Genomic DNA, 21780 nt, shown 5'->3' on the forward strand with positions numbered 1-21780 from the left:
ATAACATTTAGGAGGCCACAAATGAAACAATCCGATCTATATGACATGGCAAGTCGTTGTGGCTTTACGGTAACAGTATTTTCGGATCACCCCGATTTTTTCTCATCTTGGTCTTTGAGTATCAAAAAAAATGAACAAAAATACATGATCGAACATGAAGGCAGAGACAACTGGTTAATATTTTACAAAGAAAACGAACCGAATAAATTCAAAGAGATAGACAAAAAAATATCTCACGCAATGAACGACAATGCAAAACTGAAGCAGTGTGAGTCTTGGCTTTTAAGTGTTTAACAAACAAAAAGTTAGCCACAAAACAAAAGGGGATAGCCGTGCCTGAGTTCAGGCGATCTGAAAATCCGACTTTTTCAACAGAATCGGCCGATTGCTGCATGTCGCCAGGTACTTTTCGACCCATAGCGCATGTCATTACGAGGGCGAGGGATGACCGCTAGAGGTGATGCAGCTTGTCGTGATCTCAGTCAACACCGAGCAGGTTGTCTATGATTACTGAACAGAAACTCAAACCACCTTTGAGGTTGAGGACATAGGTCATGATTTCCATCCTTGAACTTCGCCACATCATTGAGTGCGGTTTTCTGCCTCTTTCTTGCGTCTGCACTGTTGGCGCTGATGCGATTTTGACCCAAGCCGCCGGAAATCATTGACCCATTCGAATATTCAGCAATCGATGACCTTGCGTGGGATTTCAGAGGCTGCACATGGGTCAGCTAAAATCAGTAACCTGGGTCAAAATCGCATCAGCGCCAACAGGTTCGGCATTTTTTGGCAGACCAGGGAGTCTATCCGTAACCAGTTTCTTGTAGATATTACTCACAGCTCATCGGAAATTGGATGGAGAAATCCGATCAAGCTTCCATCCACACCAGTCCTTATTGGAGGCAGGTAGGGTGTACACTTCACGGTACAACGTGGAAGTGTACACATGCAAAAAACTATGTTAATTATACAGTTATGCTATTATTCGAGTCTCCCTCGGGCACCAAAATTAAGAAAGGTCTTGCTTTGCAAGGCCTTTTTTTTCGCCTATAGAAAAGCCATTGCGCCCACCGCGATCCGGTAGGAGCCGCCGAAGGCTGCGATCTTTTGATCTTGCTTCTCTTCCACGCGCTTGCACCGGTGGAACATTTCACAAGGATTCCCCCCATGGAATTGCTGCTGGAAACCGTCGCTTTGTTCTGTCTTAAGCTGGCTTATGAGACGGAGGGGTCGAGTCCGATTCTGCGGGATGATCCGATCATGAGCGATTACGAGCGGGAGGTATTTGGCTTGCTGGTGCGCCGGGGTGATGTCGAGAGTATTCAGCTTAGAGTGGCGCACTGCGCAGGTTTGGCGCTAGACGCTATAGGCGGGGCTGATACGCCGCTTGGGCGTGAACTGCAACGGTTGTCAGCTAATGTCAGCAATGCGCAGACAATGGAGCAGCTTGATACGCCGCTCACTGCACTAAAGGGATACTTGAAAGATATTCAGTGAATGATCGTGTTAGGCAAGCTTGTCACGCCTTTACACCCGCTGGTACTGGGTACGGCTTTGGCAGATATGGAAATAAATCTGTCCACTTTTCCATTGCGCCAGCAGACACAATTAAAGACTTTTCGGCATCACAAGGACGTATCAATGCGGCAAATCGCTCTCAGCAACAAGTCGATCAGAGGCGTTCCCCGCCGCCTTCGTGCTCTGGAACAATGGGCCTCCAGCTTTCGCGACGAGTTTTACCCGCGATCCGGGCGCATGGAGCGCTACACACATTGGAAGATCCCGGTGCACGCGGCCTTGGTTCAAGGCCCTCAAGCAAGAATCGAAGTTCAGGCCTTCTGCATTCAGCAACTGCTCGAAGCCGCTTGCCACCTGTCCAACGCTGCTGACCACTCACAGGGTTACTACCGGGTCGCTTGCCTGCTGGTGTGGCCATGGGTTCATCAGAGCGAGGTCACCCTCTTCTATGACCGGGACTATTATCTGGGTTTTCTCGGTGAGACTAACGCTCTCATGCCAGAGCGGATCAGTCATGCTCTTGCGTTGCACACACCAGCGAATTTCATCGAGCACGGGCATGACGTAACTCAACCTGACGATGAGGTCGCAGTACAGTGGTGGTGCATCGGAGAACCGGCCTGACGGCTTTCGCGAGATGTTTTTCGCTAGCGAGCTCGCTCCTTGTAGGGTTGCGGTGAATTGACAGCTGCTGTCAGCCCCGGATTTTTTCGGGGCTTTTGATACTGAGCTCGGCGCGAAGCTCGCTCATGAGGTTAAGGCTTCAGGTCCGAATTTAGACGCGAGAGACGGCTGCCAATTTCCTTCCAGATATACCCGTATTGATAACTCAGCCAGCGAACGAGCAGCTTATCGAACTGCCTGCGGAACCAATTGTTTTCCCTGGCTGCAAGCCTTTCCTCAATCACGGCGTTGAGCGAGTCAGGATCGAAACCTGTCCAAACCGATGGGACGGCCGATTCAATATTGGTAAAGCACACAGGTGCTACTTCTGAATAGAGGATTTCGTATAGCGCCTGACGATCAACACCTTTCACCTGTTCTGCGATGTAGTCGTAATCTACCGGCGAGTCGTTGAACGGATCCGAAAGCGCGGTTCTGATTTTTGTCAGTTCAGACTGACTCAGAAGATATCCAATGCGAAAATTCATCTTGTCCACTGGAACTCGGCTCCCCTTCGCCAGACATACCCCCGACAAAAACGGCCCCTTCTCCTCTTTCATGCGTCCCCCTTTTCGGGCAGCGCGGAATGAGGCCGCCGATGAAAAGTTTAAATCGCTCAAGTCTTACAATAACCTATGCATGCAAGACAAATCGCGCTTCAAGCCTGTGCAATAACTCAAACGTATTCAAAAACGGAACGTTAAGCTGCTCGCAAATATTAGGGATGATGAATTTACGTTTCGCGTCGCGATTCAGCACTTCGTGAGTCACTAACGTCGCTCCCGTCGTCATAGCCTTTGCAATTAACCAAGGGTCTGCACCCGCTAAAAACTCTTCCATGGCGCCTGTCTTCATTCTCGGTGCCTGATCTGCCACGAGCCCTGCCACTTGCGCGAAGGCTTGTTGCGTCGCTTGATCGGTGGTGATGTGGAAAAACCCGGAGTTTTCCTTCGCCCAACCAGCCAGTTCGTCATTCCCCTTCGCTAACTCATCCATTACGGGGGCGATGCTGGCTAAGGCCAATGCCTCATTTTTCAGCAACAACCATTGCCAAAAACCAGGACAGATGGTCATGCCGTAGTAACGATTCTTGGCCTCGATCAGCGTGTTTGCGTCGAGCAGATGATTCATTCCGTGATCCTGCGGGCCAGAGTCCTTAATTTGGCAGGTTGTACGCCGAGCAAATGTCCCGCCTCGCGTAGCAGCATCCGGCCACTCATTGCTTCAGTTAGCACTGCCTTGCTTAAGCGAGGGCTGTTTTTCGCTGTGGCGTTACGGTAATAGTCGCCCGCTCCACCTTTTTCATCCTGAAAGGCCTTGAGGATCATTCGATAGTAAGCGCTGTATTGGGCCTGGTTTATATATCCAAGATCCAATGCGCGGCGACCGATCGCCAATTTACTGATGTGAAACCGAGTGGCCAGCGGAGCCAGGTTGTCTTCCCAGTTAACATCGGCGTTCCACAGGGCGCGGAATTGGGCTTCGGGAGCTAGAAACTCGCCTGCAACTGCATTGCAGAATCGCTCCTCGTCTCGACCATTCGCGGTGTTCCCGTCAGACACTCCGCTGCTACCAATCCAGATATGGGCCAGTTCGTGGAGCAAAGTGAACAGCCGGGCGGTGGGGGCGTCGGAACTGTTGACGAATACAACGGGGGCGTAGTCATTACTGATGGCAAAACCACGGAACTCGCTAACTTCAAGTTTGCGATGAGTATTGCCTAGAGCGATGCCACTGCGCATAACCAAAATGCCAGCCGTTTCTGCTGCCTCGATCAAGGCACGGCTGTATTTGTCGTAATCCCATCGAGCAGCGTCAGGGTTTACGCCGAGGGTCTGGCGGATATCGTCCACCACCTCTGCGACTGGAGATCGGCTATTGAAACGACCGACAAATGCCAGCGGCTGATGCTCCTGGTGTTGCAGGTACTCCAGGTACCAGTCCTGCTTACGTATGGAATCCCTGACGGTGTCCAACAGTTCCAGACTGGGACGCGGAGGCGCAATCCCACCGACGGTCCGCAGATCAGGTAAAGGCAGTTGTTCGACGGGCGGCTGCTGAAGAAACAGGAAGCCAAACGGAATGTGAGCGAGGCTCGCCCACTTTTGAGCCTGAAGGAATGTGGGTTTGGTCTCGCCAGACTCCCATTCCTGTACTCGATCAGGTTTTACCGGCAGCTTTTTAGCGACCTGGGCGGTGGAGAGGCCTGCGCGCTCACGAGACCAGGTCAGCAGGCTAGGGTTGACTAAGGCGGCTTGGCTCATAGGGTCGCAGGCAAGTCAGATGCGGCCGGCAAACGTTCGAGGGCACAGTTGGCAAGTGCATTCGACTGACGCTGGTTCCGGTGATCTGGCATTGCCTTCTCCTTGGCGATTAAAAGTCTGGCGGTAGCGGCTACAGATTAGTCGAGAAGCGTCGCTTTCGACGTTGGAAGCGCGGGATTATGGGGTAATTCATCAACCACCCGAAGCGCAAATATGTAACCCGCAGACAGATGGTATTGACCTGTTTCAATGCGTTTCAGGACGCAAGTGCGGCTAGTCCCGAAGGTTGCAGGAATGAGGTCTGCACGATACCCTCCCACCGTCGCTGCCAATTCAGCGACCGGGTGTGAGAGCCCGAAACAATCAAGGCGCAAAGCGCCCCAAAACCTGTCGTGGCGTTTTTTTTCGTCTGCGATAAGGCTTTATGGCGGCTGTGCGTGGGAGACCTTCGGGTCTACCGGTTGCCTTGATTGCCGGTTTCTCACCCCGCGCACAGCTGTCACCCACGCCCGTGAGAAGGCTCGTGGCAGCTCCTCAAATCAAGGATGTTGACCCATGACTAGAACAAATCCGTACAAAATTTGGCTTTTCCCTCTACGCAATTCCCAATCGCATAGCGCATCAACATCCACCCTCTCCCACCGCCTCTCCCTCATCGGAGGTGGTAAATGACCGACCAACCCGAACTCACAACCATCGGCCTGACACCTGCCATCTACTGCGCGAATCAGCCGCTGTTCCATGTCACTTGCGGCGTTCCCCTCGGTGATGCGTTAGCCATGGCTTCTGATTTTCTGTTCCTCGCCAAGAAGCTGACCGAAGATGCTGCTTACGCCAGAGACACTGACCGCCACGCCTGGGCCGCGCATTATTTGACGGCGATGAGTAAGGCGGTGGTGGATGATGCGGTGAAGGTGCTGACGCGGGATCGGGATAATGAGTTGGCGTCCAAGCGGGCGGAGGGGATGGCTGAGGGGTAGCGGGTAAAAAACCCCGGACTCTGTCTGGCGATCGAAGCTACGTATGGCAGTTGTAGGGGCGGGCTTGCTTGTGAGGATTGTGGGCATTCCGCGGGTTGGTGGATGCCTTGCGTTTTTCGCGAGCGGGCTCGCTCCTACATGGGGTTGTGTTTCAGTTCGGTGATTTGCGTTGGCTGGTCTGGCGCTTTCGCGGGCAAGCTGAACTGGTCCAGTAATTTTGGACATTTTTTTCGGTTCTCACGCCGCCAACTTTTCCGCTGCTACAGGTGAGTGGTAACCGTAGTAACTGCGTCTATGACTATCGGCTTACAGCGGAACAAATCAACGCTATAGAACAGCTCTGCTCTCTAGTAGGCCCTCAGGGCATTAGGCCAGTGAGTGAACGCTCCGCACCCACTCATCTAGACTTAATGGATAGTCGTAGGCAGAACCGAACACGTCGCTTTGGTGCAGTTCGATCAATAGCAGCGTGGCAAGCTGCCTTAATGCCCTTTAAGAGGTGCGGCAAAGACCGTGCCGGGCACAACAAGATGCCCGCTCAGGGTGCCCTGGCCAACGGCCTGAAATTGCCACGATACCGTGACGTGGAGTGAGTGCCGCAGCCGACACTTTCGGACGACCGACAACCATCTGGTTTGTCCGTGACCGTGAGGAATGCTGTATGCCTGATGAGATGTTGCACCTGCCTATGGTCAACAGCCTGCTGGAGCGCCACAAACGCTCCCCGGGCGCGCTGTTGCCCATTCTTCATGAGATTCAGGAGGGCATCGGTTATATCCCCGATGCCGCCATCCCCGAGATTGCCCACGCGCTAAACCTGAGTCAGGCCGAGGTTCGCGGGGTGATCAGCTTCTACCATGACTTCCGCACCGCGCCCCCTGCCCGGCATATCCTGCGTCTGTGCCGGGCCGAGTCGTGCAAGAGCCGCGGTGCCGAGCAGCTCGCGGCGCAGTTGCGCGAACGCCTGCAACTGGACGATCACGGCAGTAGCGCCGACGGCAATATCAGTTTGCGTCCGGTGTATTGCCTCGGCGCTTGCGCTTGCTCGCCCGCTCTGGAGCTGGATGACCGGGTGCATGCGCGGCTGAGTGCCGAGCGTCTTGATGCCTTGCTTGACGCTTGCCGGGAGGACGCATGATGCCGCGTCTCTATCTGCCCGCTGATTCGCTGGCTCGTGCCGTGGGTGCTGATGAAGTGGCCTTGGCCCTCCAAAATGTGGATCTGCAACGCACCAGTTCTCGCGGCCTGTACTGGCTGGAACCGCTGCTGGAGGTGGACACCCCGCAAGGCCGAATCGGTTTTGGCCCGTTGACCGCTGCTGATGTGCCGTCCGTGCTCGAGGCGCTGCGAGGCGAGCCGTCCGCTCATCCGCTGGCCTTGGGTCTTGTAGAAGAGTTGCCTTATCTGAAGACTCAACAACGCCTGCTGTTCGCCCGAGCCGGTATTACCCGGCCGCTGTCGCTGGACGATTACCGGGCCCACGGCGGTTTCGAGGGCTTAAGAAGGGCCGTCACCATTGGCGGCGAGCAGACCGCGACGGAAGTGTTCGATTCGGGCCTGCGTGGCCGTGGCGGCGCGGCTTTCCCGGCCGGGATCAAATGGCGCACGGTGCGCGCCACTCAAGCGGCGCAGAAATACATTGTGTGCAACGCCGACGAAGGCGACTCCGGCACCTTTGCTGACCGCATGCTGATGGAAGGCGACCCGTTCCTGCTGATCGAAGGAATGGCGATTGCCGGTCTGTGCGTTGGGGCGACGTATGGCTACATCTATGTGCGCTCGGAATACCCGGCTGCCGTGGCGACACTGCGTGCGGCGCTGGACATCGCCCGGTCCGCCGGTTACCTGGGCGCCAATGTCGGCGGCAGCGGCCAGGCCTTCGATATGGAAGTGCGCGTCGGTGCCGGTGCTTACATCTGCGGTGAGGAAACCGCGCTGCTGGACTCGCTCGAAGGCAAACGCGGGATCGTCCGCGCCAAGCCGCCGATCCCTGCGTTGAAGGGCCTGTTTGGCCTGCCGACCTTGGTACACAACGTGCTGACCCTGGCCTCGGTGCCGCTGATTCTGGCCAAGGGCGCGCAGTTCTATCGCGATTACGGCATGGGCCGTTCCCTCGGCACGATGCCTTTCCAGCTGGCAGGCAATATTCGTCATGGTGGTTTGGTGGAACGGGCCTTTGGCCTGACGTTGCGGGAACTGGTGGAAGACTACGGCGGTGGTACCGCCAGTGGCCGGCCGCTGAAAGCCGCTCAGGTCGGCGGCCCGCTCGGTGCCTGGGTGCCGCCGTCGCAATTCGACACACCGCTGGATTACGAAGCCTTCGCCGCCATCGGCGCGATGCTCGGTCACGGTGGTGTGGTGGTGGCTGACGACAGCCTGGACATGGCCCATATGGCGCGCTTCGCCATGCAGTTCTGTGCCGAGGAATCCTGTGGCAAATGCACCCCCTGCCGCATCGGCTCGACCCGGGGCGTGGAGGTGATCGACCGCCTGCTGGCAGCGCCTGACCAGAGCGGTCGTGATGAGCAGGTGATCATCCTCAAGGACCTGTGCGACACCCTGCAATACGGTTCGCTGTGCGCGTTGGGCGGCATGGTCTCCTTTCCGGTAGCCAGCGCCCTCAAGCACTTCCCCGCCGACTTCGGTCTGCAATCTTCGGAGGCCGAGCAATGATTACTCTCTTCGACCCGAACACCGATATCGATCTGGGCACCCCGGCCCGCGAGAGTCAGGTTCAAGTCACCCTGAACATCGACGGCCGCAGCATCAGCGTGCCCGAAGGGACCTCGGTGATGCGCGCCGCCGCGCTGCTGGGCACCACCATTCCCAAACTGTGCGCCACCGACAGCCTGGAAGCCTTCGGCTCCTGCCGCATGTGCCTGGTGGAGATCGACGGCATGCGCGGCTACCCGGCCTCCTGCACCACGCCGGTCACTGAAGGCATGAGCGTGCACACCCAGACGCCGAAGCTCGCGACCCTGCGCCGCAACGTCATGGAGTTGTACATCTCCGATCACCCGCTGGATTGCCTGACCTGCTCGGCCAACGGCAACTGCGAGCTGCAAACCGTCGCCGGCCAGGTCGGCCTGCGGGAGGTGCGTTACGGCTATGAAGGCGACAACCATCTGGCTGACGTGAAGGACACGTCCAACCCGTATTTCGATTACGACCCGAGCAAGTGCATCGTCTGCAACCGCTGCGTACGCGCCTGCGAAGAAACCCAGGGCACCTTTGCCCTGACCATTACCGGACGCGGTTTTGAATCCCGGGTCGAGGCCGCCGGTGGCGAGAACTTCCTCGAATCGGAATGCGTGTCCTGCGGCGCCTGTGTGCAAGCCTGCCCCACCGCGACCCTGATGGAAAAAAGCGTGGTCGAACTGGGTCAGCCCGAGCGCAGCGTGATCACCACCTGTGCCTATTGCGGCGTGGGCTGCTCGTTCCGCGCCGAGATGAAAGGCGACAAACTGGTGCGCATGGTTCCGGACAAGAACGGCCAAGCCAACCACGGCCACTCCTGCGTCAAAGGGCGCTTTGCCTGGGGCTACGCCACCCACCCGGATCGCATCACCAAGCCGATGATCCGCCAGCACATCAACGACCCTTGGCAGGAAGTCAGCTGGGATGAAGCGGTGACCTACGCCGCCAGCGAATTCCGCCGGCTGCAGCAAAAATATGGCCGCGACTCCATTGGTGGCATCACCTCCAGCCGCTGCACCAACGAAGAAACCTACCTGGTGCAAAAACTGGTGCGCGCCGCGTTCGGCAACAACAACGTCGACACCTGTGCGCGGGTCTGCCACTCGCCGACCGGCTATGGCCTGAAACAAACCCTGGGCGAGTCCGCCGGCACCCAGAGTTTCGACTCGGTGATGCAGGCCGACGTGATCCTGGTGATGGGCGCCAACCCCAGCGACGCCCACCCGGTGTTCGCCTCCCAGCTCAAACGCCGTCTGCGTGAAGGCGCGCGGCTGATTGTCATTGATCCACGACGCATTGATCTGGTGGACTCGGTGCATGCCCGCGCCGAACTGCACCTGGCCCTGCGTCCGGGCACCAACGTCGCCATGCTCAACGCCCTGGCCCACGTCATCGTCACCGAAGGCCTGCTCGATCAGGCCTTTATCGACGCCCGTTGCGAGGGCAGCGATTTCGCTCACTGGAGCGAGTTCGTCAGCCGCGCGGAAAACTCGCCGGAAGTCCTTGGCCCCATCTGCGGTGTAGACGCTGCCGACATCCGTGCCGCCGCCCGTCTGTATGCCACCGGCGGCAACGCGGCGATCTACTACGGCCTGGGCGTCACCGAGCACAGCCAGGGCAGCACCGCAGTCATGGGCATCGCCAACCTGGCCATGGCCACTGGCAACATCGGCCGCGAAGGCGTGGGCGTGAACCCGCTGCGGGGGCAAAACAACGTTCAGGGCTCCTGCGACATGGGCTCCTTCCCCCACGAGCTGCCCGGTTACCGGCACATCTCCAACGAGGTGGTACGGGCGCAGTTCGAACAGGCCTGGAACGTCACCCTGCAACCCGACCCGGGCCTGCGCATCCCGAACATGTTCGAAGCCGCACTGGGCGGCAGCTTCAAGGGCTTGTATTGCCAGGGCGAAGACATCGCCCAGAGCGATCCGAATACCCAGCACGTCACCGCGGCGCTGTCGGCCATGGAGTGCGTGGTGGTGCAGGACATTTTCCTCAACGAAACCGCCAAGTTCGCCCACGTGTTCCTGCCGGGCAGCTCGTTCCTGGAAAAAGACGGCACCTTCACCAACGCCGAGCGGCGCATCTCCCGAGTGCGCAAAGTCATGGAGCCTCTGGGCGGCAAGGCCGATTGGGAAGGCACCGTGGCCTTGGCCAACGCCCTGGGTTACCCCATGAACTACACGCACCCGTCAGAAATCATGGATGAAATCGCCAGCCTGACGCCGACCTTCACCAACGTCAGCTACGCCGCACTGGACAGCCACGGCAGCCTGCAATGGCCGTGCAATGCCGCGGCACCGGACGGCACGCCGACCATGCACATCGAGGAGTTCGTGCGCGGCAAGGGACGCTTCATGCTCACCGGCTACGTGCCCACCGAGGAAAAGGTCAACAATCGCTATCCGCTGCTGCTGACCACCGGGCGCATCCTCAGCCAGTACAACGTCGGCGCCCAGACCCGGCGTACCGAAAACGTCGCCTGGCACGACGAAGACCGCCTGGAAATCCATCCGACCGACGCCGAGAGCCGTGGCATTAACGAGGGTGACTGGGTTGGCATCGGCAGCCGCGCCGGCCAGACCGTACTGCGTGCGCGGGTCACCGAACGGGTCGCCCCAGGCGTGGTGTACACCACCTTCCACTTCCCTGAATCGGGGGCCAACGTCATCACCACCGACAACTCCGACTGGGCCACCAACTGTCCGGAGTACAAGGTCACCGCCGTGGAAGTCAGCCGCGTCTACCACCCTTCCGAGTGGCAAAAACGCTACCAGGAATTCAGCGACGAACAGGACCGTTTGCTCAAAGATCGTCGTCAGACGCGTGGCGCTAAAGCGGAGGTGCGCCGATGAGCACCGCCAACCTGATCAAAATGGCCAACCAGATCGCCCAGTACTTCGCCAGCCAACCGGATCAGCAACAGGCCGTGCTCGGCGTGCGTAATCACCTGCAGATGTACTGGACGCCCGGCATGCGCAAGGAATTACTGGCCTGGCAGACGGAGCATCAGGGGGCAGACTTGCACCCACTGGCGCAGGCCGCGGTCAGTGGGGCGGGCTGGGAGGCTTAGGTTCAGTTCACACGATCCCTTGTAATTAGCCCCGAGTGTTTCGGGGCTTTCAATGGTGCAGTGCTTGGCGGGCGGGCAGCCTGTAGCTACCTTGACTGTCGGATTCGAGCCCGTTGCAATTCATTGACGTCAGCTGCGTTATCATCCCGCGCTTCTCTGTTCCAAAAACCCGGATGTCCATGTCTTTGCCGCTGCCTGACGATCACCAACCCCTGCCCCCTGTCCTGGTCGGGCCGCTGTTGCGGCGCCTGGAGCCCTCGCGGCTGGTGATGTGGATGGTGGGGGCGCGGGCGTTGACGCTGACGTTGCGTCTGCAAGATCGCGACGCCATCCACCTCGACGCGAATCAGTGCACGATCATTGCGGTGGGCACCCAGGCCTTTGTTCATTTGATCGATGTGTCGCTGGACGCCGCCCTGCCCTGCGACACGTTAATCGAATACGACCTGCTGATTGACGACGCGGGCACAGGCATCGCCGATTGGGCTCCGCACTTGCTGTACGGCGACGCCCGTTGCCCAAACTTCGTCCTGCGTAAACGGGCTGATCATCTGCTGCACGGTTCCTGCCGCAAACCTCACCATCCGGCCACGGATGGCTTGTTGTGCGTCGATCGTTTGCTGGAGACCGAGCCGGACGCACACAAACGCCCGGCGCTGTTGATGATGAGTGGCGATCAGGTTTATGCCGACGACGTCGCGGGCCCCATGCTGCGAGCCATCCATGCATTGATAAAGCGGCTTGGGCTGTTCGAAGAACACCTCGAAGGCGCGGTGGTCAGCGACAGCGCCAAACTCTACGAGCACCCCGCCAGTTACTACCATCGTGCGGATTTGTTACCGGCGCTGGAGAGCAACGAAACCCTGCGCGAGCGATTTTTCGGTGGGGCGCGTAAGCCGATTTTCACCAGCAGCAGTGCTGACAACCATCTGGTGACGTTCGCCGAAGTCATGGCCATGTACCTGCTGGTCTGGTCGCCAACCGCCTGGACATTGATCGCCCCGCAACCACCGGCACTGACGCCGGCAAGACGTGAGCGTTATGCACTCGAGCAGACGCGCATCGATGGCTTCAAGGCCGGGCTTGGAGGCGTCGCCCGAGCACTCGCTCACCTGCCGTGCCTGATGATTTTCGACGACCACGATATTACCGATGACTGGAATCTTTCCGCGCAATGGGAGGAAACGGCCTACGGCCATCCGTTCTCCAGGCGCATCATCGGCAACGCGCTGATTGCTTACATGCTATGCCAGGGTTGGGGCAACAACCCGGATGCGTTTGGCGCTGTGCTGAAGAAGGCCGGCGGATTGACCGCGACCGGGCATGACCGCTACCTCGACAGTGACATTCAGGACGAGTTGATTGATGAGCTGCTGAGATTTCAGAACTGGCATTACGTGCTGCCCACCCGCCCGGCCATCGTCGTGCTCGACACCCGCACCCGACGCTGGCGCAGCGAGATGAACCTCAAGCAGCCCTCGGGTTTGCTGGACTGGGAAGCCCTCAGCGAACTGCAACAGGAACTGCTCGATCACCCTTCGGCCATCATCGTTTCGCCGGCACCGATCTTCGGCGTCAAACTGATCGAAACCGTGCAGCGCGTTTTCAGCTGGTGCGGTTATCCCCTGCTGGTGGACGCCGAAAACTGGATGGCCCATCGCGGCGCGGCCCAGGTGATCCTGAACATTTTCCGACACTCGCGAACACCGGGTAATTACGTGGTGCTGTCGGGCGATGTGCATTATTCCTTCGTCTATGAAGTACTGATCCGACACCGCAAGGCCGGCCCGCGCATCTGGCAGATCACCAGCAGCGGCATCAAAAACGAGTTCCCGCCCGCGTTGCTCGAATGGTTCGACCGCCTCAACCGCTGGCTCTACTCGCCCCGCTCGCCGCTCAACTGGCTGACCAAGCGCCGGCGCATGCGCATTGTCCCGCATGTCCCGGAACATGCTGAGGCGGGGGAACGGCTGTGGAATTCGGCGGGAATCGGCCAAGTGTTCTTTAATGAAAAAGGACAGCCGCAGGAGATCTATCAGCACAACTCGAACGGTTCGCCGAAGACGCGAATGGTTGCGCCTGAGAATGACGACTGAAGGCTGAAGGCTGATCGAATTTCGGCTCCCTTACATGACTGGTGTCGCTCATGAACCTCACTCGAATCCTGATCATCGGCAACTCCGGTTCTGGCAAAAGCTGGCTGTCCGAACGACTGGCCGAATACCTGCCGGTGCCGTGGGTCGATCTCGATTCGATTCACTGGTTGTCCGACGAACATAGCATCCCGCGCCCCCGTGCCGAGGCGTTGGGCTTGGCATGGGTGGAGGCCAGTGAAGAGCGCTGGGTTATCGAAGGCGTTTACGGCTGGATCATCAGCGAACTCATGCCCCGGGCGACAACACTGATCTGGCTGTGTGTTGAAGATGAGAAATGTGTTGCCAATATTCGTCAGCGAGAGGCGCACCGGGACAGGAATGACGAGTTATTGATTGCGTTGCTCGACTGGGCCGGCAGCTATCGTACGCGCGAAGAGTCCAGTGGATTTGCCGCGCATCAGCAACTGTTCGAAGGGTTTAGCGGTTCGAAACTCAAACTCAGGGATCGAACCGAAATCACAACATTCGCCGACACCGTGTTACAGGCCAACTAACTCACACTGTTTACCAAGGATACGTATGTTTGCACGGAGCAAATTAGTCCCCGAACTGATGGTCTCGGACATCCAGAAAAGCCTTCACTTCTGGACCTCCCTGATCGGTTTTCAAATCGCCTATGAACGCCCCGAAGTCGGCTTTGCCTACCTCGATAAAAACGGCGTTCAGATCATGCTGGAGCAATTCGATCCGGCTGAAGGCCAGTGGGTGACCGGCGCACTGCAAGCACCGTTTGGTCGAGGCATCAACTTTCAGATCACGGTCGATGTCGTCGAGCCAATACTCCAGCGCCTGGGCGACATTGGCTGGCCGCTGTTTCGTCCTTGCGCCGATGTCTGGTATCGCGCCGATGCGGTAGAAGTCGGCCAGCGTGAATTTCTGGTGCAGGATCCGGACGGTTATCTGGTTCGCCTGGTGGAGAGTTTGGGGGAGCGGCCGTTTGCGTCCGTAAGCCACTGAACCAAAAGATGGCTTGTTTTTCGGATCGGGATTACATCGATCACGGAAACGTCTTTTGGTAAGTCGATGAATACTGAGCGTCTGTCAAATGCGGAAAACACGATGCAAACCACCCAACAATCAGATAGCAATTACTTTGGAAAAGGCTGTGCTGCCAACTTCAAAGCAAGTGATGAAACCGCTTACCTTTTGAGTTCGAAAGCCAATGCGAAACGTTTGCTCAAGTCGATCGCTACTTTGAGGGCAGGAACAACCAGTATCGGCAAGCCCATTACACCGACGGAAACGCCGATCCTGTAGAAGCTGCCGAAGGCTGCGATCTTTTGATCTTGATTTTGGCCGGAACTGAAGTCGCTGAAGATCAAAAGATCGCAGCCTTCGGCAGCTCCTACGAGAGGCTTGCGTGAGTCCTAGGGATGTCAAGCCACTTTCACCGCCCGGCAAACCCCTCTCACAATCATCTCCACTTCCCGCTCATCAATCGTCAGCGGCGGCAGCAAGCGAATGGTTTTGCCCCGTGTCACGTTGATCAGCAAGCCGTGATCCCGTGCGGCGATGAGGGTCAGGTCGCGAATCGGCTGTTTGAGTTCGATGCCGATCATTAAACCCTGACCGCGGATCGCCGACACGTTCGGGTCGTCCGCCAATTCAATGCGCAATCTGGCCAGCAGACGCTCGCCCTGAAGCTTGGCGTTATCCAGCAGTCCTTGTTCTTCGATGATCTCCAGCACGGTGCATCCGACCCGGCAGGCCAGTGGATTGCCGCCGAAAGTGCTGCCGTGACTGCCGGGCGTGAAGAGGTCGGCGGCTTTGCCCCGGGCCAGGCAGGCGCCGATGGGAATGCCGTTTCCCAGGCCTTTGGCCAGGGTCATGACGTCCGGAACTATGCCTTCGTGCTGAAAGGCAAACCACTGGCCGGTGCGGCCTATGCCGGTCTGGATTTCGTCAAGCATCAGCAGCCACGAGCGGCGAGTGCAGAGTTCGCGAATGGCTTTCAGGTAACCGGGCGGGGCCATTTGGACACCGCTTTCACCCTGAATCGGCTCCATCAGGATCGCCACGATGCGCGGGCCGTGGGCTTGCTGCACCTTGTCCAGCGCCTTGAGGTCACCGAATGGCACTTTGACGAAGTCCCCTGGCAACTCGTTGAACCCCAGGCGCACGGCTGGGCCATCACTGGCGGACAAAGTGCCCAGGGTGCGGCCGTGAAAGGCGTTTTCCATGACCACCACCAGCGGTTGTTCGATGCCTTTTCCCCAGCCATATAACCGCGCGAGTTTCAACGCCGTCTCGTTGGCTTCGGCACCGGAGTTGTTGAAGAACGCTCGCTCCATGCCCGCCAGTTGCGTCAGTTTCTGCGCCAGCCGCTGTTGCCAATCGATGCTGTAAAGATTGGAGGTGTGCAACAGCAGTCCGGCCTGCTCACTGATGGCCGAGACAATTTTCGGATGGGAGTGACCGACGTTGGTCACTGCCACGCCCGCCACCGCGTCCAGGTATTCACGACCGGCCTGATCCCACAGGCGCGTGCCCAGGCCCTTGCTGAAACTCAAGGCCAAAGGTTGGTAAGTGGTCATCAGGCAGGCAGCGGTCATGACATCAAGCTCCATCAATGGTCGGTGTTTTTGCAGTATGGTTAGCCACCTGAGCTGGATAAACGCTGCAACACTTCGATCATTTTAAAGCTGGGCTTGATAATGGATTTGTTCCAGGCAATGACCGTTTACGTCCGGGTGGTGGAAACCGGCAGCATGACCGCTGCCGCGCTGGAGTGCGAAATGTCCACGACCATGGTCGGCAATCACCTGCGGGCGCTGGAGCAACGGCTGGGTGTACGCCTGCTCAACCGAACGACGCGACGCCAGCGGTTAACGGAATTCGGCACCGCTTATTACCAGCGTTGCCTCGAAGTGCTGGGGCTGGTGGCCGATTCCGAGCGGTTGGCCGAGCAAACCCTCGACGAGCCGAGCGGCACCTTGCGCATCACCGCACCGCTGACGTTCGGCAGCGAAAAACTAGCACCCGCCCTGAATGAATTCGCCCTGCTGTGTCCACGCGTCAAATTGGATGTGGTCCTCACCAATCGCCGTCCGGACCTGCTCGAAAACGGTTTCGACGTGGCGTTTCGCCTGGGCAATACCGAGGAGACCCACCTGATCGCCCGTCCACTCCTCGACTACAGCCTGACCATGTGTGCATCACCGGAGTACCTGGCGCGCAAAGGCACACCGGAGAAACCTGATGATCTGCAACACCACGACTGTCTATCCTTTGCCTATCCGGCCGGGGATGACTGGCAGTCGGTGGAAAAACATTGGCGCCTGACCGGTCCCGAGGGAGAAGTGGCGGTAGCGGTCAATGGACCGATGTTGATCAACAGTTCGGCAGGACTGCATCAAGCGGCGCGAACCGGTATGGGCATCGTGGTGTTGCCTGATGCGTTGATGGAGCAAGATCTCAAGGACGGAAAACTGGTGGCATTGATGAAGAATTACTTGCCGCCGAGCCGACCGATGAACCTGATGTATGCCCAGGATCGCTACCGTTTGCCAAAACTGCGTAGTTTCGTCGACTTTGCCTTGCAGAGATGGGGCAAGCACTAGCCGACCGAATACCCCATGCACTAATCTCCTCGACAGGCGGGTCACTTAGATATCAGGACGGCAGGGAGTGCGGAGATGGGTGAGGCGTCGAATATCGAGCCGTTGAAGTTCAATCTGTCGGATTTGAACGAAGACATGCTGCACACCATTCTGGAACTGGTCAGTGACGGCATCTGGGACTGGAACGCCAACACCGGGTTCGTCTATCGCAACCCCGGGTGGTACGAGATGCTCGGCTACCCGCCTCATTCCCTGGATAACAACGTGTTGACCTGGGAAAACGTGATCCATCCCGACGATTACCAGCAGGTCATGGCCCTGTTCGATGACTACCTGAATCAGCGCGCCCCCGGCTATCAGGCCGAGTATCGCTGCCGCATGCAGGATGGCAGCTACACCTGGATCGAAGACCGTGGCTACGTATTGGCACGCAATGCCGACGGCTCGGTGGCGCGGATGGTCGGCGCACACCGCAGCATCGACGACAAGAAGCGCCTGTACGAAGCGCTTGAACGGCGCAACCAATCCCTTGAAGCGATCGTTGAAGAACGCACCCGAGAGTTGTCTCGCGTCAATCAGCAACTGCAAATCCAACTCGAAGAAAACCGCAAACTGGCGGAAACCGACACACTGACCTCAATCGCCAATCGCTATCTTCTGGAAAAAGCCCTGCCCCAGGAATGCGAACGCGCCCAACGCTTTCGACAACCGCTGTCGCTGATCGCTATGGACATCGACGACTTCAAGAACATCAACGATCACTATGGCCACGCGCTGGGTGATGCGGCATTGGTGCAGGTGATCGATAGCGTGAAGCACTGCGTACGCGAGGGCGATCTGCTCGCGCGTTGGGGCGGCGACGAGTTCATCCTGATCCTACCCAATACACCACTCGTCGATGCCCGGGCCCTCGCCGAACGTATCCGCCATGGCCTCGCAAGCCTGCTACCAGTGGGGGACTTTCAAGTGACCATGAGTTTTGGCGTGGTTCAGCGCTTTGAAGAAGAACAACAGACCGGGTTGCTGGCCAGGGCCGATCAAGCGCTGTATCGGTCGAAGATCGCGGGCAAGAATGTGATTTCGGGGTAAGGACTATGCCCTTCACTTCTCACATTCCCGCCTTCACCAATACCGGTTTCTCCTGATACCGATCCGGATAAAGCTTTTTCAGCTGCGCAACCTTCGGTAGATCGTTGATCACGATGTACGGATAAGTCGGATGCTCGGTCAGAAAGTCCTGATGCTCCTCCTCTGCCGGGTAGAAACCATTGTAGGTTTCTAGCTTGGTGACAATAGGTTTGTTGAACGAATGAGCGGCGTCGAGCTGGGCAATGTAGGCCTGAGCGACACGTTGCTGTTCGCTGTTTTCCGGGAAAAGCGCCGAGCGATACTGAGTGCCGCTGTCAGGTCCCTGACGGTTGAGTTCGGTAGGGTTGTGAGCCACCGAGAAGTAGATTTGCAGCAAGGTGCCGTAGCTGACCTGACGGGGGTCGAAGGTGACTTCGACGGATTCCGCATGACCGGTATCGCCATTGCTGACCCGCTCGTACTGAGCAGTGTTGGCTGCACCACCGGCGTAACCGGAGACAGCTTTCTTCACCCCTTTTACATGCTGGAACACGCCTTGGACGCCCCAGAAGCAACCGCCGGCAAAGACCGCCCTTTCGCTGTCGGCCTGGGTGGTTTCGTCGAGGGTGGGTGGAGGAATAATGACCGCGTCTTCCGCCGCACCGAAGGAGAACGCCAGGCATTGGCCGATGACGCCGGCAGCAGCCAGGCCGAACAGGGTGCGGCGCCAGGTGAATAGGGTTTTCATGAGGCTGACTCCTGAATAAATGGAATGACGATCAACCGAACGTAAACGCGAAAAAGTGTGTCCATGGATCAAGCCGTCTTCGGCACAAAAGTCATCGCCAGGCCGTTCATGCAGTAGCGCAAGCCGGTGGGTTTGGGCCCATCATCGAAGAGATGACCCAAATGACCGCCACAACGCCGACAGTGGACTTCTTCGCGCAGCACCCCGAAGGAACGGTCCTGACGAGTGGCCACAGCCTTGTCCAGCGGTGCCCAGAAGCTCGGCCAACCGGTGCGGCTGTCGAACTTGGTCGTGGAAGAAAACAGCGGCAGATCGCAACCGGCACAGGCAAACGTACCTTCACGGTGCTCGTTGTTCAGCGGGCTGCTGTAGGCCCGTTCAGTGCCCTCTTCGCGCAGGATTTCGTACTGCTCGGCGCTGAGCATGGCGCGCCATTCGCTGTCGCTGTGAGTCACCTCGAACACCTCTCCCGCGTCGGCATCACTGACCAGTGCAGAACGCGCGGCAAATTTTGGCAATACACCGATGACCAGGGCTGCAGCGCCTAGCCCGCCGCTTGCTACGAGAAACTGTCGCCGTGAAAACATGGTCGTCTCCGAAAATTCCAGATGCCTGACATGGAACACAGCCTAGGCTTGGGTTGATCGCCAAATCCTCACGAGAAGTTAAACAATTCGTGATAACTCAGGCCCCGGAAAACCCGCACAATGCGCTCATTGCGCCGAAGGATTGAGCTTGATGGAACAGACCAAACGCGTCCTCGTGGTCGAGGACGACCTGCATATCGCCGACCTTATCTGCCTGCATCTACGCGATGAGCAGTTCGAGGTGGTGCACTGCGCCGATGGCGATGAAGGCATGCGCCTGCTGCAGCAAGGAAGCTGGGACGCACTGATCCTCGACCTGATGCTGCCCGGCGTCGACGGCCTGGAAATCTGCCGCCGCGCCCGCGCCATGGCCCGCTACACCCCGATCATCATTACCAGTGCGCGCTCCAGCGAAGTGCACCGGATTCTCGGGCTCGAACTCGGCGCCGACGATTACCTGGCCAAACCCTTTTCGATGCTCGAACTGGTGGCCCGGGTCAAAGCGCTGTTGCGACGGGTCGACGCCATGGCTCGCAATCTGAAAATGGACGCCGGCAGCCTGATCTCGGACGGCCTCTCCATCGACCCGATCACTCGCGAGGTGTCCCTTGACGGTCGCCGCCTCGACCTCACGCCACGGGAGTTCGACCTGTTGTATTTCTTCGCCCGTCAGCCCGGCAAAGTGTTCTCGCGCATGGACCTGCTCAACGCCGTCTGGGGCTACAGCCATGAAGGCTACGAGCACACCGTCAACACTCACATCAACCGCTTGCGGGCAAAGATCGAGGCCGATCCGGCGCAACCGGCGCGCATCCTCACGGTGTGGGGACGAGGCTACAAATTCGCGGCCAGGGAGGAGCAGCCGTGAGACTGACCCTGACTCAGCGCCTGTCTCTGGTGTTCGCCGTGTTGCTGCTGGTGTGCTGCGGCACGTCGGCATGGATGCAGGTGCGGTCCAACAAGATGCATGAGCTGGAAGTGGTGCAAGGGTTGTCGCGGGATCTGGCCCGGCACATCGCCCATGACACCGTGCTGATGGACACCAAAGGCCTGATGCCCGACGCCGTGCGCGACCTGTTCAGCCAACTGATGCTGGTCAATCCCAGTGTCGAGGTCTATCTGCTCGACCCCGAGGGCCGGATTGTCGGCAGTGCTGCGCCCGAGGGTCGGATACGCCGGGAGCGGGTCGATCTGGCGCCGATCCAGCGTCTGCTCAAGGGCGATGCTCTGCCGGTTCTCGGCGACGATCCGCGCAGCGTCGATGGCCGCAAAGTGTTCAGCGCCGCGCCATTGCAGGTCAATGGAAAACCGGTGGGCTATCTCTATGTGGTGCTGCTGAGCGAAGAGCATGACCGCTTCGCCGAACGCGGCGCCACCAGTGCCGCCCTGAATACCGCGCTGTTGTCGATCGGGTTGGTGGCGCTGCTGTGCCTGATTGCCGGTCTCACCGCATTCGCCCTCATCACCCGCCCTTTGCGCCGTTTGACCGAAACCGTCAGCCAGTTCGACATTGATGGTGCTCCGGTAACGCCGCCTGCATCCGTCCCGGTGGAAAAAGCCGCCAGCCACGATGAAATTGCCATTCTCGACGCGACCTTCCGGCAGATGCAGGCGCGCCTCGGCGAGCAATGGCGCTCGTTGACCCGCCAGGATCAGGAACGCCGTGAACTGGTGGCAAACATCTCCCACGACCTGCGCACGCCTCTGGCCTCGCTGCACGGTTACCTGGAAACCTTGTCGCTCAAGGATGCCACGTTGTCACCCGCCGACCGCCGCCGTTACCTGGGCATCGCACTGGATCAAAGCCGCAAGGTGGGTGGTCTTGCGCAATCGCTGCTGGAGCTGGTGCGCCTGGAACATGGTTTCGTGCAACCGGTACTGGAGCGTTTCTCGCTGACCGATCTGGTGCAGGACATTTTCCAGAAATTCGAACTGACGGCCGAGGCGCGTCACGTCGAACTCAAGGCCACCTTTGCACCCAATGTTTCAGCGGCCTGCGCCGACCTTGGGTTGATCGAGCGGGTGCTCACCAACCTGTTCGACAACGCCCTGCGCCACACCCCGCAAGGGGGAGAAATCGAGCTTAGCCTGCGCCCGCAAGGTCCTTTTATTGAAGTCACCGTTAGCGACACCGGCCCCGGCATCGCTGCCGAACTGCACGAAGGTCTGTTCCTGCGCCCGTTCAACATTGGTGGCGCACGGCGTGACGGTGGACTGGGGTTGCGGATCGTGCACCGGATCCTGCAATTGCACGGCCGCGAGATCCAGCTGATTGACGTTCCCGGCCGCGGCGCGACCTTCCGCTTTTCGTTGCCGGTGGACCAGCAAACGGCTGAGCAATTGGCGGTTCGGTCGATGAATCTGAATACGCTGGGGAAATAGTCGACTGCCTTGGCTGCAGCAACGGCTAATATCCCGGTACCCATTTCGGCAGGTTTTATCGGCTACTGCTGACACTTCAGGCAA

Annotated in this window: 23 protein-coding genes; 17 read left to right on the forward strand and 6 right to left on the reverse strand. The window is 58.4% G+C overall.

Annotation, left to right across the window (positions count from 1 at the left end):
* The first annotated feature begins 21 nt into the window (after window positions 1-21).
* The 4 genes from ACIQU2_RS08300 to ACIQU2_RS08315 all read left to right on the forward strand — a co-directional run bounded on the left by ACIQU2_RS08300 (window position 22) and on the right by ACIQU2_RS08315 (window position 2142).
* Entirely contained in the window at window positions 22-294 is a 273-nt protein-coding gene (locus ACIQU2_RS08300; protein ID WP_017338150.1) for a hypothetical protein, read from the forward strand.
* A 260-nt stretch (window positions 295-554) separates the two neighbouring features.
* Window positions 555-668: a DUF1652 domain-containing protein gene (locus ACIQU2_RS08305; protein ID WP_080995113.1), complete on the forward strand. Its 114-nt coding sequence runs from the start codon at window positions 555-557 to the stop codon at window positions 666-668.
* A gap of 499 nt (window positions 669-1167) precedes the next feature.
* A complete protein-coding gene (locus ACIQU2_RS08310) occupies window positions 1168-1497 on the forward strand; it encodes a hypothetical protein (protein WP_282375247.1) in 330 nt (109 codons plus the stop codon).
* On the forward strand, window positions 1498-2142 hold the full coding sequence (locus ACIQU2_RS08315; protein WP_403139929.1) for a DUF3916 domain-containing protein: 645 nt from the start codon (window positions 1498-1500) through the stop codon (window positions 2140-2142).
* Between the two features lie 131 nt (window positions 2143-2273).
* Here the strand turns inward: ACIQU2_RS08315 and ACIQU2_RS08320 are convergent, their stop codons facing one another.
* The 3 genes from ACIQU2_RS08320 to ACIQU2_RS08330 form a co-directional block, all read right to left on the reverse strand.
* Window positions 2274-2669 (reverse strand): hypothetical protein, encoded by a 396-nt coding sequence (locus ACIQU2_RS08320; protein WP_403140072.1) that lies wholly within the window; start codon window positions 2667-2669, stop codon window positions 2274-2276.
* Between the two features lie 145 nt (window positions 2670-2814).
* Window positions 2815-3312, reverse strand: a complete 498-nt coding sequence (locus ACIQU2_RS08325; RefSeq protein WP_403139931.1) for a DUF4411 family protein — start codon at window positions 3310-3312, stop codon at window positions 2815-2817.
* Window positions 3309-4445 carry an ImmA/IrrE family metallo-endopeptidase gene (locus ACIQU2_RS08330; RefSeq protein WP_403139933.1) on the reverse strand — a complete coding sequence of 379 codons (1137 nt, stop codon included), beginning with the start codon at window positions 4443-4445 and terminating at the stop codon, window positions 3309-3311. The genes ACIQU2_RS08325 and ACIQU2_RS08330 overlap by 4 nt, the downstream gene beginning before the upstream one ends.
* Before the next feature lie 668 nt (window positions 4446-5113).
* On the opposite strand from ACIQU2_RS08330, the gene ACIQU2_RS08335 reads away from it, so the two are divergent.
* The 9 genes from ACIQU2_RS08335 to ACIQU2_RS08375 all read left to right on the forward strand — a co-directional run bounded on the left by ACIQU2_RS08335 (window position 5114) and on the right by ACIQU2_RS08375 (window position 14608).
* On the forward strand, window positions 5114-5425 hold the full coding sequence (locus ACIQU2_RS08335) for a DUF3077 domain-containing protein (protein WP_403139934.1): 312 nt from the start codon (window positions 5114-5116) through the stop codon (window positions 5423-5425).
* 661 nt (window positions 5426-6086) lie between these two features.
* Window positions 6087-6563, forward strand: a complete 477-nt coding sequence (locus tag ACIQU2_RS08340) for a formate dehydrogenase subunit gamma (RefSeq protein WP_403139936.1) — start codon at window positions 6087-6089, stop codon at window positions 6561-6563.
* On the forward strand, window positions 6560-8098 hold the full coding sequence (locus ACIQU2_RS08345) for a formate dehydrogenase beta subunit (RefSeq protein ID WP_403139937.1): 1539 nt from the start codon (window positions 6560-6562) through the stop codon (window positions 8096-8098). The genes ACIQU2_RS08340 and ACIQU2_RS08345 overlap by 4 nt, the downstream gene beginning before the upstream one ends.
* The gene (fdhF, locus tag ACIQU2_RS08350) at window positions 8095-10977 is read left to right on the forward strand and encodes a formate dehydrogenase subunit alpha (protein WP_403139939.1); all 2883 of its coding nucleotides are present in this window, start codon (window positions 8095-8097) and stop codon (window positions 10975-10977) included. Before ACIQU2_RS08345 ends, fdhF begins: the two co-directional genes overlap by 4 nt.
* Window positions 10974-11195, forward strand: coding sequence for a formate dehydrogenase subunit delta (locus tag ACIQU2_RS08355; protein ID WP_283189968.1), 222 nt, complete (start codon window positions 10974-10976; stop codon window positions 11193-11195). Before fdhF ends, ACIQU2_RS08355 begins: the two co-directional genes overlap by 4 nt.
* A 173-nt stretch (window positions 11196-11368) precedes the next feature.
* The gene (locus ACIQU2_RS08360; RefSeq protein WP_403139940.1) at window positions 11369-13291 is read left to right on the forward strand and encodes an alkaline phosphatase D family protein; all 1923 of its coding nucleotides are present in this window, start codon (window positions 11369-11371) and stop codon (window positions 13289-13291) included.
* Window positions 13292-13341: 50 nt separating this feature from the next.
* Window positions 13342-13845 carry an adenylate kinase gene (locus ACIQU2_RS08365; protein WP_403139942.1) on the forward strand — a complete coding sequence of 168 codons (504 nt, stop codon included), beginning with the start codon at window positions 13342-13344 and terminating at the stop codon, window positions 13843-13845.
* Between the two features lie 25 nt (window positions 13846-13870).
* Window positions 13871-14308, forward strand: a complete 438-nt coding sequence (locus ACIQU2_RS08370) for a bleomycin resistance protein (protein ID WP_403139944.1) — start codon at window positions 13871-13873, stop codon at window positions 14306-14308.
* A 66-nt stretch (window positions 14309-14374) separates the two neighbouring features.
* Window positions 14375-14608 carry a hypothetical protein gene (locus ACIQU2_RS08375; protein WP_403139945.1) on the forward strand — a complete coding sequence of 78 codons (234 nt, stop codon included), beginning with the start codon at window positions 14375-14377 and terminating at the stop codon, window positions 14606-14608.
* A 119-nt stretch (window positions 14609-14727) separates the two neighbouring features.
* Here the strand turns inward: ACIQU2_RS08375 and ACIQU2_RS08380 are convergent, their stop codons facing one another.
* Window positions 14728-15903, reverse strand: a complete 1176-nt coding sequence (locus ACIQU2_RS08380) for an aspartate aminotransferase family protein (protein WP_403139947.1) — start codon at window positions 15901-15903, stop codon at window positions 14728-14730.
* 102 nt (window positions 15904-16005) lie between these two features.
* Between ACIQU2_RS08380 and ACIQU2_RS08385 the strand changes: the two genes are divergently transcribed.
* Both ACIQU2_RS08385 and ACIQU2_RS08390 read left to right on the forward strand, forming a co-directional pair.
* Window positions 16006-16911 carry a LysR family transcriptional regulator gene (locus ACIQU2_RS08385; protein WP_403139949.1) on the forward strand — a complete coding sequence of 302 codons (906 nt, stop codon included), beginning with the start codon at window positions 16006-16008 and terminating at the stop codon, window positions 16909-16911.
* 75 nt (window positions 16912-16986) lie between these two features.
* Window positions 16987-18000 (forward strand): diguanylate cyclase domain-containing protein, encoded by a 1014-nt coding sequence (locus tag ACIQU2_RS08390; protein ID WP_403139951.1) that lies wholly within the window; start codon window positions 16987-16989, stop codon window positions 17998-18000.
* Window positions 18001-18019: 19 nt separating this feature from the next.
* Here the strand turns inward: ACIQU2_RS08390 and msrA are convergent, their stop codons facing one another.
* Window positions 18020-18727 carry a peptide-methionine (S)-S-oxide reductase MsrA gene (gene msrA, locus ACIQU2_RS08395; protein ID WP_403139953.1) on the reverse strand — a complete coding sequence of 236 codons (708 nt, stop codon included), beginning with the start codon at window positions 18725-18727 and terminating at the stop codon, window positions 18020-18022.
* 68 nt (window positions 18728-18795) lie between these two features.
* Window positions 18796-19314, reverse strand: coding sequence for a peptide-methionine (R)-S-oxide reductase MsrB (msrB, locus tag ACIQU2_RS08400; protein WP_347803114.1), 519 nt, complete (start codon window positions 19312-19314; stop codon window positions 18796-18798).
* A 151-nt stretch (window positions 19315-19465) separates the two neighbouring features.
* Here msrB and ACIQU2_RS08405 point away from each other — a divergent pair, with 151 nt between their 5' ends.
* The gene (locus ACIQU2_RS08405; protein ID WP_347803115.1) at window positions 19466-20182 is read left to right on the forward strand and encodes a response regulator transcription factor; all 717 of its coding nucleotides are present in this window, start codon (window positions 19466-19468) and stop codon (window positions 20180-20182) included.
* Window positions 20179-21696, forward strand: a complete 1518-nt coding sequence (locus tag ACIQU2_RS08410; RefSeq protein WP_403139955.1) for an ATP-binding protein — start codon at window positions 20179-20181, stop codon at window positions 21694-21696. Before ACIQU2_RS08405 ends, ACIQU2_RS08410 begins: the two co-directional genes overlap by 4 nt.
* Window positions 21697-21780: the final 84 nt, after the last annotated feature.

This window comes from Pseudomonas sp. NPDC098740, from assembly GCF_044760065.1.
Lineage (GTDB): Bacteria > Pseudomonadota > Gammaproteobacteria > Pseudomonadales > Pseudomonadaceae > Aquipseudomonas > Aquipseudomonas rossensis.